We start from the raw sequence: 19,013 nt of genomic DNA on the forward strand, positions 1-19,013 counted from the left end.
CCCCTAGCTTTAGCTGGGGAATAAGTTTGGAAGTTACAAAGGGCTTTAGCCAAACTTTGTAGGTTTGGCTAAAGCCCTTTTGATTGCGTTAATATTTTTCATCCAGCTAAAGCTGGACGCTATTAATCTTAAATTTAAAAAAAACTTTGCGGCTCTGCGACTCGCGAGATTAAAAAAACTTGCGCCTTAGCGTCTTTGCGGCAAAAACGTCTATTCCTTTATATCAAAACCATCTTGTAAACCTTTATCAGAACTTCCTCCAACCATAATTTTAAAAGTTCCAGGTTCTACTAAATAATTTCCTTCGTTATCATAAAAACCGAGTTCCTTATTAGTTAAAGTAAAAGTTACGGTTTTAGTTTCTCCTTTTTTCAGATTTACCAATTCAAAGCCTTTTAATTCCTTAATCGGACGGATGATACTTGCAAATTCATCATGAATATATAACTGAACTACTTCTTTTCCGTCATAATTTCCTGAGTTTGTTACTTCGACGCTTACTTGCACATTTTCTCCTTTTGCGAAAGAAGGTTTATTTAACTTCAGGTTTTTATAATCAAATTTGGTATAGCTTAATCCAAAACCAAACGGAAATTGAGGTGTTTTCTCTACATCCATATAATGCGACCAGAAAACATTTTTATCACTGTCTGTTGGTCTTCCTGTGCTGTATTTGTTGTAATAAATTGGCACCTGACCCACATTTCTTGGAAAGGACATTGGCAGTTTTCCACTCGGATTATAATCTCCATATAAAACCTGCGCAACCGCATTTCCTGTCTGAGTTCCTAAATGCCAGGCCTCAACAATTGCCGGAACATTTTCTGCAGCCCACGGAATACTCAACGGACGTCCATTATTTAAAACCAAAACCACATTTGGATTCACTTTGTAAATTTCTTCTAATAATTCTTGCTGCAATCCTGGCAGATTAAGATCCGTTCTACTTCTTCCTTCACCGCTCTGGAAACCATATTCTCCTAAAACCATTACGACAACATCGGCATTTTTAGCGGCTGTTTTTGCAGCTTCAAATCCGCTTTTGTCAGTGGTATTGAAAACCGTTTCGGTTAAGAAAGTTGCTTTTTGTTTCAATAAATCGGCTCCTTTTTCAAAAACCAATTGATTGTCTTTGTATTGCTGCATTCCTTCTAAAACCGAAACAGCCGTATTATCATCTGCAGCAATTCTCCAACTGCCAAGCGGACTGTTTTTATCGTTTGCCAAAGCACCAATCAAAGCAATTTTTTGTCCTGATTTTTTTAGCGGAAGTAAATTTTTATCATTTTTCAATAAAACAATAGATTTCTTAGCCATATCTAAAACGCCTTCGTTGTTAGCTTTACTTCCAACAACTTCTTTTTCACGTTTTTCATCACAATATCTGTACGGATCATCAAACAAACCTAATTCAAATTTTACACGAAGAATTCTGCGAACGGCATCATCAATCAAAGATTCTTTTACTTTTCCCTGTTTAATCAAATCAACTAATTTCGCTACATACAAATACGATTCCATATCCATATCAGAGCCCGCAATTACGGCCTTAGCAGTTGCATCGGCTTCATCTTTTGCGTAACCGTGTGCAATCATTTCACGAATCGAAGCATAATCTGAAATTACAAATCCGTCAAACTTCCATTTTCCTTTTAAAATATCTCTTTGCAAAAACGCATTTCCGGTTGCCGGAACGCCGTTTAAAGTATTAAACGAATTCATAAACGTACGAACTCCGGCTTGAACAGTAGCTTCAAAAGGAGGTAAAACTGAATTATACAATTTAGAATTACTGATATCCACAATATTATATTCTAAACCTGCTTCAACATAACCGTAGGCCGCAAAGTGTTTTGCACAAGCCGCAATTGTATTTACTTTTTGAAGATCAGCAATCGTTTCACCTTGAAAACCTTTTACTCTCGCAATTGCAATTTTACTTCCCAAATACGGGTCTTCTCCCGCACCTTCCATCACACGTCCCCAGCGTGCATCATTCGCAACATCTACATTTGGACCAAATGTCCAGTTAATTCCAGATGCCGAAGCTTCATCTGCTGCAATGGCCGCCGATTTCTTAATCGCTTCTAAATCCCAGCTTGCTGCTTCTGCCAACGGAATTGGACTTAACGTTTTATAACCATGAATTACATCAAAACCAATAATAAGCGGAATTCCCAAACGTGTTTCTTCAACCGCAATTTTCTGTACAGCACGAACTTCTTTTACGCCGCGCACCGTAAGCATTGATCCAACTAATCCTTTTCTTAAATGTTCGTATTTTAATTCAGCCGTTCCGCCTTTTGGAGCCGGTCCAGTAACATCCCAAAAACCATTGTACTGGTTCATCTGCCCCACTTTCTCCTCCAAAGTCATCAAAGGCAAAAGCAAATCAATTCTTTGCTCAATAGTTTTATTTTTATCCAGATACGGCTTTTTTTGTGCATTCATATTTCCAACAGTAAACAGGGACAAAATCCCAATAATTATTATTCTTTTATTTTTCATATGTGGTTTAGTTAGTTTTTTAAGATTCTGAGGAGCTAAGATGCTAAGGTTCTAAGTTTTTTCTAATCTTTGCGAGGCTTCGACTTCACTCAGCCTGACAAAAGCAAACAAAAAATCAGTGTTAATCCCTTCAATCAGTAAAATCTGTGGGCAAAAAATCTAAAATCAAATCACTCTGTAGTAAAACAAGAAGCAGGTAAATTGGCTTTATTAAACAAATCTGACTGCATTGTATTTCCCCAGGCAAATCTCACTTTGGCCGGGTTTGGTACTTTTTTACTTGTCAAAACCACTTGATTATTTTTTATTGAAGCTTCGGCAGGAACAAAAACTCCGTCGGCTCCGGCGACTTCAAACTGATTTGATTTTTTATCTTTAAAATACAATCCTTCAGCATAATCAAAAGAAACTGTCACTTTGTTTTTATCGATTTTTATTTCTTTGAAAAACGGACCGTTTACCAAATTTGAATTGGTTTTATAAACTTCAGCCAAAGCCAAATTTGCCAAACGAATTCCAACTGATTTTTTATTTTTTGGATGAATATCAATCGTATCTGAAATATCAGAAGTTAAAACCATTCCTGTTTTTGGAACTTCTTTCAGAATTTTTCTTTGAGAATTTCTAACCGTAACATTTGAGAAATTATTTGTTCCTGTTTTATAAGGCGCAATCTGAACGAAATAGAAAGGAAATTCGTCATTCCAGTTTTTTCTCCATGAAGTAATTAAAGCTGAAAGCGTTTTATCGTAAACCAGAGAACCAACATTTGATTCTCCCTGATACCAAATTGCTCCTGCAATTTTAAATCCAACAATTGGAGCAATCATAGCATTGTAAGCACGGCCGGGCTGGTGCGGGCCATATTCCTGCTCATTTAGTTTTTTAGCATTTTCCAGTAAAACCGGATCGTTTTGAACAGCTTCTTCCGGCATCCAGATTTCAGCCGGAGTTCCGCCCCAGTTAGATGAAATTAATCCAATAGGAACATTTTTTAAATCTTCGCGTAAGCGTTTAGCAAAAAAGTAACCAACGGCGCTGAAATACTTCATGGTTTCAGGAGTCGATTCAACCCAATTTCCCAATACATTATTCTGTAGACTTGCTGCTGTAGATTTAGAAACTGTAAAAAATCGAATATTAGGATTTGCGGCATTTTTTACTTCCTCATCGCCATTATCAATTCCCCAGCTTGCCGACATTTCCATGTTGGATTGCCCGGAACAAATCCAGACTTCGCCAATTAAAATATTTTTTAAAACAACTTCATTATACCCTTTTATAGAAATTGTGTAAGGTCCGCCAGCTTCTGGAGTTTTAATTACAAGTTCCCATTTTGCCTGATTACTTGTTAGAACTTTATATTCCTGATTGTTCCAGCTCGAAATTAATTTTATTTCTTCTTTCGGATTTGCCCAGCCCCAGATTTTCACTTCAGAATTGCGCTGTAAAACCATATTATCTCCAAAAATATTCGGAAGCGTAACATTTGCTGTTATGATATTAGAAATCATAAAAAAGAAGACAAGCTTAAGTATATTATTTCTCATTTAACAGCTTTTTTAAAAATGGTCCATATTCATCTGCCAAAACTTTATGATCTGCAACATCTGGATGTCCTGTACATCCTTTAGGTGTCATTGGCTTAAATTTGAAAATCTGAATTGGTTTGTGCTGCTTATCTTCTGCAAAAGCTTTTTTTACTTTATTCAGACAATCTTCAAAAACAATGGCTCTTTCTCCACCTACCATCGGACTATTTGTAATCACAATCTGTACCTTCGGATTATGCTCATAAAGCATTTTTATAAAGCTGATATAATTCGAAACATATTTTTCCGGATTAAAAGGCAGACGTTCTTTTTTTCCGTCTCCGCCAGAAAAATCATTTGTTCCTAAAGCAATACTTATAATATCTGGCTGAAAAGCAAAATCATATTTTGGTTTTGATTGATCTTTGGTTAAATATAAATTTTGATAAATATCCGGCATTATGGCTTCGTCTTTGTTTTCGTCGTTCCAATTTCTGTAAATTCCAATTCCTGAAACACAGCTCATTAAATAATCAACACCAATTGCTCTCGAAAGTCTAGGGCCGTAAGCATAATAACCGTTATGATGATCCATATATTCGCCTTTATCACACGGAATATCTGATGGATCACTCGCCGCACCACAAGTAATCGAATCGCCTATAAATTCAATTTTCTTTTTCTTTTTTGAGGAAATTGAAGTCAGTTTGGCTGTTGTTCCGGCAAACAAAATATTACCGCTTTGCGCTTCGGTATTTTTATAAATTTCTAAATGATGCTGTTTTTTGTTTGAACTCACTTTTATTGGAAATGACTGAATTTCTCCTTTTTCAATTTTAATTTTCCCAATATATTTTCCGTCTAAAACCAGTTGAACATAATTATGGGGTTCATACGAATCGACACTTTGAAGTGAAATTGAACATTCTTTTCCCGTAAAGTTAAATGAAACCGAAGAAGCAGTTCCGATTAAAATAACCTGACCGTTCTGAAGTTTGTCAACTCGTCCTGCATAAAGAAAAGTATTCTGATTTTGAGATGTCGAAATAATTGAAATCAGCAAAAACAGAATTAAAAGTGCATTTTTTTTTAGAAACATAATTTATTTGTTAAAATATAAATACGATTCACAAATATATTTGAAATACATTACACAGAAAGATACTAAAATATCAAAAAGCAATATAAAAATACCAAAAGAACGTTTGTAATTTGAAATTAAATTCTTACGAAGTATCTTTAGCAATTATTTTTTTGAGGTTTAGAAACTCAAAAGAAACAGAGGTTCAAAGTTTTTTTTCTTTGAATAAAATGGGTTATTAAAACAGTTTAGCTAAATATTAATTTTAAAATGAAGAATTACATTTCAATATTATTAATTTCGATTTTAGTTTCATCTTTCACTATAAAAAAGAAAGACAAAATTCAAATTCAAAAAGAACAATCAACAATTGATCGTGATTCTATAATCGTTTTTGCAAAAAAATATTTAGGAACTCCTTATTTATATGCAAGCAGTGATCCGCAAAAAGGGTTTGATTGTTCTGGCTTTGTAAGTTATGTTTTTAGTAATTTCGGTATGACACTGCCCAGAAGTTCGAGCAGTTATAAAAATCTGGGAACACCTCTAAAACCTGAAGATTTTAAAGTTGGTGATGTTTTGGTCTTTTACGGATATAAAGACAAAACGGTTATTGGACATCTCGGAATAATTTGCGAAGCCAATGGAATGCAGTCTAAGTTTATTCATGCATCATCTGGAAAAGCACAGCAGGTTACTATTACTGAACTCAATACAGAACATTATACGAAACGTTTTTATAAATGTATCGATGTAATTTCTAAATAAAAAAACTCCAAATACATTACATATTTGGAGCTTCCACTTTATAACTAACCTTTATTTTAAATAACCGTTCCTTTTAACGTAAGTATTTTTGGAGCTGTTTCAGCGCTTGTCGTTACAGTAACCGTTTTTGTAAAAGCACCTTTGTTTGCTGCGTTGTAAGTTGCTGTAACTTTTGCAGACTTACCAGGCAAAATTGGTTCTTTTGTATAGTCTGTAGCTGTACAGCCGCATGATCCCTGAACTTGTGTAATTACAACGGCCGTTTTTCCTGTGTTTTTAAATTCATAAACAATGACTTTTGGAGTTCCCTGCGGAATTTGTCCAACATCGATTGTTTCAGCTTTCCAAACAATTGTCGATTCAGCTGCAGTAACTTTTGTTTCAGAAACTAATGATTTTACCGGAGCAATTGCCGAAAATGACATTAGGCTTAAAGCCAAAACCAGCATAGAAATTTTAATGATTTTCATAGTTGAATATATTATATGGTTTATAGTTCAAATTTTATATTACAAAGGTAATTCAGACAAAAAAGAATCGCTGTTAACCGGTTTCAAATGTTTGTTAATGACTTGTTAATCGCTGTTTTTAACTATATTTTTGATTAATATTACACTCTCAAAAGTCTGTTTTCTTGAAAATTAATAAACTCAATAGTATTATAGTCCTGGGTTTGGTCGCCATTATTAGTATTTTGGTGGCGCAATTGCTATGGACAAAAGAAGCTTTTACGATAGAGCAGAAAAAGCTGAGTCAAAAAGCCCATATTGCTCTTCTTGAAGTAGCCAAAAAATTGTATGAAGGAACGAGCCACGAACTGCCGGCACAAAGTCCTGTGCAGAAAATTTCAAATGATTATTATATCGTAAATGTTGATAATGAGTTTGAACCTGATATTTTAGAATTTTATCTAAAAACAGAATTCAAAAAAATGAATATTACGACGGATTTTGAATATGCGATGTACAATTGTCAGAGTGATGAGATGATTTACGGCGATTACATTTCTTTGTCGAAAAAAAAATCTGAATGCAAAAAGACCGTTTATTTCCCCAAGCATAAAAATCTAGTTTATTATTTTGCGGTTCGTTTTCCTAACGAAACGACTTATTTATTTAGTTCGATGCGCTTTTGGTTTGTGCTTTCGATTATGTTGATTTTGATTTTGTTGATTTATGTTTATTCGATTTTTACACTTTTACAGCAAAAAAAATATTCTGAATTACAGCGTGATTTTATCAATAATATGACGCATGAATTTAAAACGCCTTTGTCATCCATTTTAATTGCTTCGAAATATTTAAGCGAACAAAATCCGATTAAAGACGATAAAAAACTGCATACTTATACGGAGATTATTATCAATCAAAGTAATAAACTGAATCATCATGTTGAGAAGATTTTAAATATTGCAAAATCAGATCATACACCTTTAGAATTAAAAAAAGAACCGGTTTTAATTGTTCCGATTATTGAAGAAGCGATTGAAAATATTCAGTTAAAATATCCCGAAACGGTTATTAAAATTGAAAGTCCTTCAAAAGAATATCTATTAGACACAGATGTTTTTCATTTTGCCAATCTAGTTTATAATCTTTTAGATAATGCAGTAAAATACTGCAATAAAAAGCCAGAAATTACGATTAGAATTATTGAAGAAAATTCAATTCTAAAATTAGAGTTTATAGATAACGGAATTGGTATTTCTACTAAAAAATTATCTTATATATTTGATAAATTTTACCGCATACAAAACGAAAAGAGTAATGAAGTGAATGGTTTTGGACTTGGTTTATATTATGTAAAAGAAATTTGTAATTTACAGAACTGGAAAATAAAAGCTGAAAATAATACTGAAAACGGGGTTACTATAACTTTGTCAATTCCTTATAAAAAATGAAAAATTTCAAGATACTTTATACCGAAGATGATGAAACGCTGGCGTTTTTGACCAAAGATAATCTGGAGCAGAATAATTATGAAGTGATTCATTGTACGAATGGAAAATCTGGTTTGGAAACTTTTAAAAATGAAGATTTTGACATTTGTATTTTTGATATTATGATGCCAAAAATGGATGGTTTTGAATTGGCTGAAGAAGTTAGAAAAATTGATACTGATGTTCCCATTATTTTTCTTTCGGCTAAAACTTTAAAAGAAGACCGTATAAAAGGGCTTCGCCTTGGTGCCGATGATTATTTGGTAAAGCCTTTCAGCATTGAAGAATTAATATTAAAAATTGAAGTTTTTCTGAAACGCTCCCAGAAAAACAATAAAGTCGAAAAATCGGTTTACGAAATTGGAAAATATCAATTTGACACTAAAAATTTCATTCTTTTTAACGATGAAGAAAAGGTCGGTCTTACACAGCGTGAAGCCGAATTGCTAAAATTGTTTCTTGACAATAAGAATTTAGTTTTAAAAAGAGAGCAGATTTTAACTGCACTCTGGGGAACTGATGATTATTTTATGGGAAGAAGTCTTGATGTTTTTATTTCGCGTCTGCGTAAAATTTTATCAAACGAAAAAGGTATTTCCATTGAAAACCTGCACGGAATTGGTTTTAGATTTTCTATAGCATAATTGTAACGTGTATTCTTGCAAATAATAACAATTCTGTTAAAAATAAAGAAAAATCTGTAAATAGATTTTGAAAAATCTTTGTATTTTTAAGTTCTAATTTTCCCAGATATGAAAATACATCATTTGCGAAATGCCACATTGGTAATTGAGACAGAAGAGCATGTTATTCTTGTCGATCCGATGTTAGGAAAAAGAAAAACGATCGCACCATTCACCATTTTTCGTTATAAACCCAAAAGAAACCCACTTGTGGCCCTGCCTAAAAACAGCAGGGAAATTTTGAGTAATGTCACGCATTGTTTAATTACGCATTTACACCCGGATCATATAGATAAAGCCGGGGAAGTATTTTTGAGACGAAAAAGCCTTCCTGTAATTTGCAGCGCAAAAGATGAAAAAGTTTTGCAGCAAAGAGGACTTAATATTGTACAGACTTTAAATTATTGGGAACCTCAGCCTTTTTTAGGTGGAAAAATCATTGGAATTCCCGCTCTTCATGGTTACGGATTTATTGCCAGATTAATGGGAAATGTAATGGGTTTTTACATCGAACTTCCAAACGAAAAATCAATTTATATAAGTTCTGATACTATTTTTACAGATGATGTTCAAAAAGCATTAATTGAACTTAAACCAGATATTGCAACAGTTGCCTGCGGAACTGCCAGATTAGATATTGGACAGCCTTTGTTAATGCGAATCAATGATATTTTGAAGTTTACCACTCTTGCACCCGGAAAAGTTTTTGCCAATCATCTTGAAGCTTTAAATCACTGCCCAACAACTCGCGAAGAATTAAGAAAAGCACTGACTGAAAATAATCTTTTGTCTAAAGTTGCTATCCCAAGTGACGGAACTAGTGTAGATTATTAAGTTACAAAACTAATAATCCGAATTCGCGTAAAGTATTAATTGGTTTTGAATACCAAAATAATTCAAAATCTTCTAATGAAGTTTCGAAATCATTTTTAACTTCCTGAAATGTATAATTTTTAGTATTCAAAATTGATATTTTGCCCAGAATCTCAATCAACCACTCACCTTCTTCTTTACTAGTTTGAATAGTAAAACTTTCTTTTTTATCATGAAAAGTCAGAGACATCATTTCCCAGCTTCTGCCTTTTTTTGATTTTGTGAAGATTTCTGCCGAAGGTTTTCCACCAAGCCAGACTACTTTTGCATTTGGTTTTGTATTGAAATCGTTTTGTTCTTCGAGTGCATTAAAAATAAAATCAGGATGAATTTTTGTTTTCGGAATCTTGAAATCAAACCAATCTTGCAGTTCGTAATCAAAACAAATTCCATGCATGAAATTGAAAAGTGATTTTTTTAATCCGAAGCTGAATTTATCGTGATTGATTCCTGTTGAATCTGTATATTCAATATCGTTATTGGCAAAAGTTCCAATTAATTCTGTTTTTTTAGTTACGCCAAATTGCTCTGGATATAATCCAACCGGACTATGAGCCGTCAATGCAAACTGATGCCAAAATCCTGATTGCAAAACTCCGGCTTCAAACAACTGACGAACCATTTCAAGACTGTCAATCGTTTCCTGAATAGTTTGCGTAGGATATCCGTACATTAAATACGCGTGGACCATTATTCCTGCCTCGGTAAAATTGCGGGTTACTTTTGCAACTTGTTCTACCGTTACACCTTTGTCAATTAATTTCAATAATCGATCCGAAGCAACTTCTAAACCTCCTGAAACTGCAATACAGCCGGAAGCTTTTAGCAATAAACATAAATCTTTAGAAAAGCTCTTTTCAAATCGAATGTTGGTCCACCAGGTTACAGCTAATTTTCGCTTTAAAATTTCGAGTGCCAAAGCACGCATTAAAGCAGGCGGTGCAGCTTCATCTACAAAATGAAAACCGTTTTGACCTGTTTGAAGAATCAATTCTTCCATTCGGTCGCAAAGTAAACTTGCTGCAACAGGTTCGTAAACTTTAATATAATCAAGAGAAATATCGCAGAAAGTGCATTTTCCCCAATAACAGCCGTGCGCCATTGTGAGTTTATTCCAGCGACCATCGCTCCACATTCTATGCATCGGATTTACAATTTCGATTACCGAAATGTATTTATCCAAAGGAAGATCTGAATAATCCGGTGTTCCTACATAAGCTTGTTTATAGTCGTGTTTTAGGGAATTATTTTTGTAGACAACTTCTCCATTTTCTAATAAAAAAGTTCTTTTATAATACTTCTCATCCCTCGACTCCGCTCGGGATGACATATTTTCAACAAGTTCTTCAATCGGAACTTCACCATCATCCAAAGTAATAAAATCAAAAAATTCAAAAACTCGTTTATCCGAAAGTGAACGTAATTCAGTATTTGGGAAACCGCCTCCCATTGAAATTTTAATTTCGGGATGATTTTGTTTCACCCATTGTGCAGATCGAAATGCGCTGTATAAATTTCCCGGAAAGGGAACAGAAATTAAAAATAATGTTGGTTTTACAGCTTCAATTTTTTCTTTTAAAATCGAAATTAAAATCGAATCGATATAAGTTGGTTCTTGCTGCAAAGCATTATATAATTCATCAAAAGAATTGGCGCTTCGGCCCAAACGTTCGGCATATCGGCTAAAGCCAAAATTTTCATCGATACATTCTACAATAAAATCCGAAATATCTTCGAGATATAAAGTTGCTAAATGTTTTGCTTTGTCCTGAATTCCCATTGTTCCAAAGGCCCAATCGAGTTCTTCTAACTGCGCAAAACGAGAAGCTTCCGGCAAAAAATCTTCCTGACAAATCTGCAATGCCAATGTTGGATTTTTTCCCTGCAAAAACTGAATTACGGGATCGATCGTTTTGATATATTCATCCTGTAAAGCAAAAATTCTTTTGCAGTTGTCGGTTGTTGGTTGTTGGTTAATAGATTGGAATAAATTGATTAATCCTTTTTTTGAAAACAATTCTAAAATCACATCAATCCCCAAATCTGCCTGAACCGATTCAATATTTTTTGTGTTCAGAAAACCTTTTATATACGCAGTTGCCGGATACGGTGTATTCAGTTGGGTAAATGGCGGTGTAATTACAAAAAGTTTCGTTTTCAAAAGGATTTATTTTTATGCAAAAATACGGGATATTTAGAATTATTTGACAAAAGAAATTAATCCTAATTATTTTACTAACGTCATCAAATCTTTTAAGTTTTTATTATTGATATAAAACTTATAAAACATTTCTTTATTCATATTTACGGCATAGTTTTTTGGCTATATTTGCTCACCAAATTTCACTAAATGAAGCTTAGAATTTTACTCTTTTTTACTGTTTTTATCAAATGTTCTTGTGTCTTTGCGCAAGAAATTAATCCGAATTCGTCTAATAAATTTTTATTAGAAGATAGACATGGTCATTTAATTCAAAATTTAGAAGAACAAAAACAATTTTTGAAAATTAGGGAGGAAAGGATGAAAGCAGAAGTCCTGGATTTAAAAAAAGTAATTTTGAATTCAAAAGATGGAAATTTGACTTCAAAAACGGCAGCTACTCTTCAAGGAGTAGAAATGTGTACTAATGGAGGTTTTGAACAATATGAAACTATAAATGGCAACAGTTATCTTAAAAATTTTCTTTGCACAATAGGCGATCCTCCTGGTCCAACACAATGCCAATCGATTAGCAATACTGCCGATTCCTATATCAATCGATATAATCCTAATAATATGGATATTATGGCAACTACTGTTTCTGCCAATTTGGTTGATCCATATATGGGAGATATTAAAGCATTTGATCAATATGCTCTTAAAATTAATTATGAGAACTCTTCTACCTATGGTTCTATTGTTCAGGGCAAGAGGTTTAAAACAAATAATGAAAATTATCTAAAATTTAACTACAAAGCAGTAATACAAAGTGTATACGACAATAGTCATACGGATAATCAAGCTTTTGTAAAAGCTCGGATTTTGGATAAAAATAAGAAAGTTGTCAGTGAATTTTGTTTGGTAGGAGATGAAAAAAATTGCATTTTCAGCAAGGTTCCAAGTCAATATTCTGATTTCGTTACTTTATATACTACCAATTGGCAATCAGGAATATTGGATATTTCATCAATTCCAAATAATGAAGAATTTACCGTTGAATTTATGGCTTCAAGATGTGGATTGGGCGGGCATTTTGGATATATGTATGTTGATGATGTTTGTATCTTACATTCCGCAGAAAATTTGCAAGGTTCTATAGAACTTAATCCTTTAAATAAAGTTTGTCCTACTTTACCAATCTCAGTTTGTGGTAATTATACTATTCCTAATTCTGGAGGAATTTCTGCATCAGTAAAAAAAATCACTTTAAATGTTTACAATAGCAACAATGTGTCTATTTATAGTACATCAACTACTTCAAGCTTAGATACAACAAATAAAAAATTCTGTTTTACATTAAAAAACAGTGATTTTCCAAATATTACAAATGCTAATTATAATGTAGGCGTACAAATTGATTATAACATTTCTGGAACTTCATGCTCAGGAACCACATTTGATTCTGCTGCAGATCCTGACGCAAATCCTGGCTGGGATATTTCTTTTTTGAATTGCTCTTCAAGTTGTACTATTAATGTAACAACTGCCAAAATATCCCAATGTGATGCTAACCGTGACGGAACTGAAAATTTTAATTTATCTACATTAAACTCTTTAATTGTTCCTTCTACGACGGGTTTAAATTTTAGCTATTTCAAAAATTACAAAGAAGCAGAGTCCAACTTGAATGCTATCGCCAATTTTACAAGTTATCCAAGTTCAAGTGCTTCTATTTTTGTTAGAGTAAACAGAGATGCAGCTTGCTACAAAATAATTTCTGCCGATTTAGAGGTGAGAAACCCCACAGCAAATATTACAGGTATCCTAAATGTGTGTTCTGGAAGCACAGTATTAACTTCTTCTCCAGGATCTTCGTATTTATGGAGTACAGGAGGAACCACACAAAGTATTACGGTAACTTCCTTAGGAAATTATTCTGTTACTGTCACAGATTCTTTCGGATGCGCCAGCACTGCAAGTGTCACTATCGAACCAAGCCAGACTGCTGTCTCTCCTATTTTGCAGATTACGCAGCCTTCTTGTTTTTCTACCACAGGAACAATAAAAGTAACTTCGCCAGCATCTCAATATAGTTTTGATGATGGCGCTACTTGGCAGACAAGCAGCATAAAGAACAATTTATATCCTGGAACCTATTTAGTAAAAATAAAAACCGTAAATGGATGTACTTCCTATTCTCAAAGTGTAACTATTACAGCTGCTTCTACTTTGTATCCAAATTACAATTATACTAATCCTTTATTTTGCGGAGATACCGGCAGTATTACCATTATAACTCCAGCTGCATATTATAGCTTTGATGATGGTGTAACCTGGGTAACTAACCCTACTGCTAATAATCTTTTACCGGCAAATTATAAAATTCGTACCAAAGATTTACAAGGTTGTATTTCGTCGGCAAACAATGTACTTATTAGTAGTAATACGCTGGAAACTCCAACTTATACAATCGAATTACCCGCTTGTACTGTAAAAGGAAGTATTACGATCCATACTCTTTCAGATTTTTACACTTTTGATGGAGGAACTACATGGGTTACAAATAACAAAATGAGTAATTTAGATGCAGGAAGCTATTCTTTAGGAATCAAAAATGCTTTAGGCTGTACTTCCTACTATACTTACGCTTATTTAACTGATTTTACAAATTCATATCCTGAATATACAACTGAACAGCCTGTGTGTGGCACAGATGGCAGCATTACTATAACTACAGTTGCAGATTCTTATAGTTTTGATAATGGCGCAACTTGGACTACTAATAATGTTAAAACCCTTCCTTTTGGAAATTATCAAATAAAAATTAAAAACAGTGCTGGATGTATAAGTGGTACAAGTTATGTTTCTTTAAATCAACCTTACTTGAGTCAGCCAGTTATTAGCACGGAACAGCCAACTTGCGGTACAAATGGAAAAATCACTGTCAACTCACTATCTGATTTTTATAGTTTTGACAATGGTGTAACTTGGACAACTCTAAATTCTAAGTCATTACCTCCTGGTATTTATACCATACTTACAAAAAATAAGCTTGGCTGTACCTCTTATCCAAACTCTATTTATTTAAGTAATCCATATATAGACATACCTGATTATACTGTAGTTCAACCAACTTGTACATCCTCTGGCAGTATTACAATAAATACAACTGCTAGTTTCTATAGTTTTGATGGAGGCTATACTTGGGGGACTTCTCCTACTTTATCAAATCTTACTTCTTACGTATATTACAGCATTGCTGTAAAAAACAATTTAGGATGTGTTTCTAACTCTGTAAATGTTTTAATTAATAGCGCAAATCTTCCTGATCCGGACTATACAGTTACCTATCCAAGTTGCGGAAATATTGGAAATATAACATTCAACACTACTGCAGATTATTACAGTATTGATTATGGTACAACTTGGAATAAAAGTAATGTTTTTAATAATTTAGGAGAAGGATATTACAATTTAACGATAAAAAAAGGTAATTGTATATCCAAATACATTTCCATTTATATGGATTCTTTTAAGTTAGCACCGCCCAAAGCAACTATTGTTCAGCCAGGATGTGGAACAAAAGGCAGTATTACCATTACTACTACCGCAAGTTCTTATAGTATAGATGGAAATAATTGGGTAACAAATCCTGTTTTTTCGAATCTCGCTTCAGGATATTATTATCCAATGATTAAGAATGCTCAAGGTTGTGTCTCTAGCTACAACTCGGTATGGCTGGAAGATTTTTATCTCCCAGCTCCTACTTTTAAAGCAACACAACCTACTTGCGGGGTTGGAGGAAGTATAACCTTTACTTCAACTGAAGCACAATACAGTATCGATGGAGGCAGAACCTGGAGTACCAATCCTGTATTTACTAATCTAAGCCCAAACACTTATTATTTAGTAGTAAAAAATGCTTCTGGGTGCACATCTTCCTTTTACAGTACATACACTAACCTGCAAGAATATTATTTACCTAATCCCGATTTTACATTAATCCAGCCAACATGTGGTGTCAATGGAAGCATTACTATTGCAACTGTTGCAAGTTCTTACAGCTTTGACAATGGTAATACTTGGACAACTAACCCAGTTCTTTCAGGGCTTACTTCCGGTTATTACAGCATCATGATAAAAAACGCTGCCGGTTGTAAATCTTATGGTTTATCAATATTCATTACTCCTTACTATCTTCCTAATCCAAACATAAAAGTAGTACAGCCCAGCTGTGGAAATGGAGGAAGCATTACCGTTACAACTCCTGCGGACAGTTATAGTTTTGATGGCGGCAGCACTTGGACTGCAAATCCAATTTTATTAAATCCTGCAAGTTCATCTTATAACGTTCTTATCAAAAATGCAGCGGGTTGTATGTCAAATTCACAATATGTGTACATAAACACTTATTATCTACCTTCGCCAAATGTAAATGTTATTCAACCTACTTGTGGTACTCCAGCTGGAACTATAATAGTAAATTCTACTGCAGACCAATATAGTTTTGATGGAGGAATAACTTGGACTACAAATCCTGTAAAGAAAAATTTAGCTAGCGGCTCATACAATGTATTAATAAAAAACACTTTAGGCTGTACTTCTTCTGGTAGTTATGCCTATATATATACTCCTCCCGCAATTCCAGCTGCACCTACTGTTAAGATAGTTCAACCTTCTTCCTGTGGCGCCACTGATGGCAGCATCACCATAACAACATCAGCTATAAGTTATAGTTTCAATGATGGAAACAGCTGGACAACAAGCCCAACGAAAATAAATGTTGGGGCCGGTACCTATATTATTAAAATCAAAACAGATTCTTATAGCTGCGAATCATCAACAACTGTTGTCAATTTGAGCTCTGGTACTACAATTGCGGCTCCAAATTTTACTACTACTCAGCCAAGCTGCGGCTCATCAAAAGGTTCTATTACTATTACAACAAATGCAGCAACTTACAGCTATGACAATGGATTAACCTACGTTTTTTCTAATACAAAAACAGATCTTTCTCCAGGTACATATTTTATAAAAATTAAAAATCCAACAGGTTGTGTTTCAGATGCTGCTCCAGTCACGATATCGCCATTATCACCGCTTTCAGCTCCTGCTTTTACAGCAACTCAACCCACTTGCACCGATTTTACAGGATCAATTTCAATTAATACTGCTGCCGATTTTTATAGTTTTGATAACGGAATTACGTTTGGAACATCTAATACAAAATCTAATCTATCAGCAGGAACCTATAATTTAATGATTAAATATAATTCGGGTTGTATTTCTCTTGCTGTACCTGTCACTATACAAGCTGCACCTATAATTCCTGAAGCGCCACAAGTTGTAGTCACAGACCCAACTGGTTGTAATTCGTCTACAGGCAGCATTATGGTTTCTACAGTTGCGAATCTATATAGTTTTGATGATGGCATTACCTGGAATACCAATAATACAAGTAGTTTACCTCCTGGAAATTATTCTATCCGAATAAAATACACAAATGGCTGCGCATCTGCTGCATATAAAGCAATCATCAAAACAGCACCAAATGCTCCTTCAATTCCAACTTTAAATGTTACGCAGCCTATTACTTGCAGTAATCCTTTTGGTTCAATTTTAATTACAAGTACAGCAGATCAATATAGTTTTGACAATGGCAAAAGTTATTCAGCCAATCCAAATTCAGGAAATTTACTAGCTGGAACCTATATGGTTCGCGTTAAAAATAGCAGTGGCTGCGAATCTGCTTCAATATCTGCAGTCATTAATCCTCCAACAGATTATCCGAGCAATCCTATATTTACAACTATACAGCCCGATTGCAATAATCCTAAAGGCTCAATTACAATTACCAATGCTGCATCAGAATATAGTTTCGATGATGGTGTTAGCTGGACTACAGTTGCAACGAAATCAAATCTTGACCCTGCTACTTATTTTATTAAGGTAAAGAATAATAAAGGCTGTGTTTCAAATGCTTCCACAGTTACCATAACTCCTTTTACAAATTTTACCCAAAAGCCTACTATAACGAGCCCTCAAACTTTCTGTGTTCAGGTAAATGCAACTTTAAATGACATTCAAATTACCGGACAAAATATAAAATGGTATAGTAACCTAACAGCAGGAACACTTGTATCACCTACAACTGTAGCTCAGGATAAAGCAACATATTATGCTTCACAAACCATAAACGGATGTGAAAGTGAAAGAGTTCCGGTTACAATTAATATTCAGGTTACTTATCCTCCAGCAGGAAATACAAATCAATCCTTTTGTTCAGCACAAAATGCAACAATTGCTGATATTCAAATTACAGGAACATCAATAAAATGGTATGATGCAGTGAGTAACGGAACTTTATTAGCAGAAAACACAAATCTTGTAAATGGTCAAACTTACTATGCTTCACAAACAGAAAATAATTGTGAAGGTCTAAGATTAGGAATAACAGTTTCGATTGTCAATACACCTTCTATTCCAACTGCAAACGGAAATCAATCTTTCTGTAAAAATGAAAATGCAAATTTAAGTAATATTCAAATTTCTGGGCAGAATATAAAATGGTACGACACCAATTTCTCGGCTGCAAATTTACCAATTACAACTTTATTGGAAGATAACAGGACATATTATGCTTCACAAACCATTGGATGTGAAGGCGACAGAATTCCGATTTTAGTTCGTATTTATGATACTCCTTTACCAACAGGAAGCAGGAACCAGCAATTTTGTATTGATGAAATTGCAACTATCGAAAATCTTGTGATTACTGGAACAAACATAAAATGGTACGATGCAGCTGTGGGTGGAAATATTTTAAATGGAACAGATTTATTACAAAGCAACACCTATTACGCATCGCAGACTTTAAATAACTGTGAAAGTCAAAGACTTGCTGTTAGTGTAAGAATTCAGGACACTCAAAATCCAATTGCTGATTCACCGCAGTTATTTTGTATTCAAAAAAATGCTTCTATTAGAGATATCGAAATCACCGGACAAAATATAAAATGGTACGAAAGCAGCTCTTCAAACATGACATTATCAGAATCTGCACCTCTTGAAAATGGAGTTATTTATTACGCTTCGCAAAGCATAAATAATTGCGAAAGTGACAGAATTCCAGTTTCCATAACTATTCTTGAGGCAACAATTGGCGATTGTATCAATTTTGTTGATGAGCTTCCTTTTCCAAAATTCTTTACACCAAATAATGACAACTTTAATGATCACTGGACAATTGATTCAGCTTATTTAGCTCCAAATACAGGAATTAGAATATTTGACCGTTACGGAAAATTAATAAAAGAATTAGCCTCAGGCGCTTCATGGGATGGAATGTATTTAGGGAATCAAGAACCCGCATCAGATTATTGGTTTACTGTTACAAGATTAAACGGAACAGAATTTAGGGGACATTTTAGTTTAAAAAGATAATTCAAATAAAAAAGGCGAAAGTTATATAAAACCTACGCCTTTTTTT

General features: G+C 34.0%; 11 protein-coding genes. 6 read left to right on the forward strand and 5 right to left on the reverse strand.

The genetic code is table 11. The features are described 5' to 3' along the window. Positions 1 to 210: 210 nt before the first annotated feature. From bglX to AABD74_RS21665, 3 genes are all read right to left on the reverse strand, one after another. Positions 211 to 2,508, reverse strand: coding sequence for a beta-glucosidase BglX (gene bglX / locus AABD74_RS21655; RefSeq protein WP_406844267.1), 2,298 nt, complete (start codon positions 2,506 to 2,508; stop codon positions 211 to 213). Between the two features lie 170 nt (positions 2,509 to 2,678). Further along, complete coding sequence (locus AABD74_RS21660) at positions 2,679 to 4,058, reverse strand: sialate O-acetylesterase (RefSeq protein ID WP_406844268.1); 1,380 nt, start codon at positions 4,056 to 4,058, stop codon at positions 2,679 to 2,681. Next, the gene (locus tag AABD74_RS21665) at positions 4,048 to 5,139 is read right to left on the reverse strand and encodes a GDSL-type esterase/lipase family protein (RefSeq protein ID WP_406844269.1); all 1,092 of its coding nucleotides are present in this window, start codon (positions 5,137 to 5,139) and stop codon (positions 4,048 to 4,050) included. Before AABD74_RS21665 ends, AABD74_RS21660 begins: the two co-directional genes overlap by 11 nt. Before the next feature lie 252 nt (positions 5,140 to 5,391). Here AABD74_RS21665 and AABD74_RS21670 point away from each other — a divergent pair, with 252 nt between their 5' ends. Continuing rightward, the gene (locus AABD74_RS21670) at positions 5,392 to 5,889 is read left to right on the forward strand and encodes a C40 family peptidase (RefSeq protein ID WP_232678933.1); all 498 of its coding nucleotides are present in this window, start codon (positions 5,392 to 5,394) and stop codon (positions 5,887 to 5,889) included. A gap of 56 nt (positions 5,890 to 5,945) precedes the next feature. On the opposite strand, the gene AABD74_RS21675 is transcribed toward AABD74_RS21670, so the two are convergent. Further along, the gene (locus tag AABD74_RS21675; protein ID WP_232678932.1) at positions 5,946 to 6,359 is read right to left on the reverse strand and encodes a DUF1573 domain-containing protein; all 414 of its coding nucleotides are present in this window, start codon (positions 6,357 to 6,359) and stop codon (positions 5,946 to 5,948) included. 164 nt (positions 6,360 to 6,523) lie between these two features. Here AABD74_RS21675 and AABD74_RS21680 point away from each other — a divergent pair, with 164 nt between their 5' ends. The 3 genes from AABD74_RS21680 to AABD74_RS21690 all read left to right on the forward strand — a co-directional run bounded on the left by AABD74_RS21680 (position 6,524) and on the right by AABD74_RS21690 (position 9,345). Further along, complete coding sequence (locus AABD74_RS21680; protein ID WP_232678930.1) at positions 6,524 to 7,789, forward strand: sensor histidine kinase KdpD; 1,266 nt, start codon at positions 6,524 to 6,526, stop codon at positions 7,787 to 7,789. Then, positions 7,786 to 8,472, forward strand: a complete 687-nt coding sequence (locus AABD74_RS21685) for a response regulator transcription factor (RefSeq protein ID WP_232678928.1) — start codon at positions 7,786 to 7,788, stop codon at positions 8,470 to 8,472. The genes AABD74_RS21680 and AABD74_RS21685 overlap by 4 nt, the downstream gene beginning before the upstream one ends. Positions 8,473 to 8,580: 108 nt before the next feature. Then, positions 8,581 to 9,345: an MBL fold metallo-hydrolase gene (locus tag AABD74_RS21690; protein WP_406844270.1), complete on the forward strand. Its 765-nt coding sequence runs from the start codon at positions 8,581 to 8,583 to the stop codon at positions 9,343 to 9,345. A gap of 1 nt (position 9,346) precedes the next feature. Here AABD74_RS21690 and AABD74_RS21695 read toward each other — a convergent pair whose 3' ends face one another. After that, positions 9,347 to 10,834: a B12-binding domain-containing radical SAM protein gene (locus AABD74_RS21695; RefSeq protein WP_406845648.1), complete on the reverse strand. Its 1,488-nt coding sequence runs from the start codon at positions 10,832 to 10,834 to the stop codon at positions 9,347 to 9,349. A 95-nt stretch (positions 10,835 to 10,929) separates the two neighbouring features. On the opposite strand from AABD74_RS21695, the gene AABD74_RS21700 reads away from it, so the two are divergent. Together AABD74_RS21700 and AABD74_RS21705 are read left to right on the forward strand one after the other, a co-directional pair. Next, the gene (locus AABD74_RS21700; RefSeq protein WP_406844271.1) at positions 10,930 to 11,070 is read left to right on the forward strand and encodes a hypothetical protein; all 141 of its coding nucleotides are present in this window, start codon (positions 10,930 to 10,932) and stop codon (positions 11,068 to 11,070) included. A gap of 835 nt (positions 11,071 to 11,905) precedes the next feature. Beyond that, on the forward strand, positions 11,906 to 18,967 hold the full coding sequence (locus AABD74_RS21705; protein ID WP_406844272.1) for a T9SS type B sorting domain-containing protein: 7,062 nt from the start codon (positions 11,906 to 11,908) through the stop codon (positions 18,965 to 18,967). Positions 18,968 to 19,013: the final 46 nt, after the last annotated feature.

Origin of the sequence: Flavobacterium soyae, from assembly GCF_045348165.1 — a bacterium.
Classification (GTDB): Bacteria; Bacteroidota; Bacteroidia; order Flavobacteriales; family Flavobacteriaceae; genus Flavobacterium; species Flavobacterium soyae.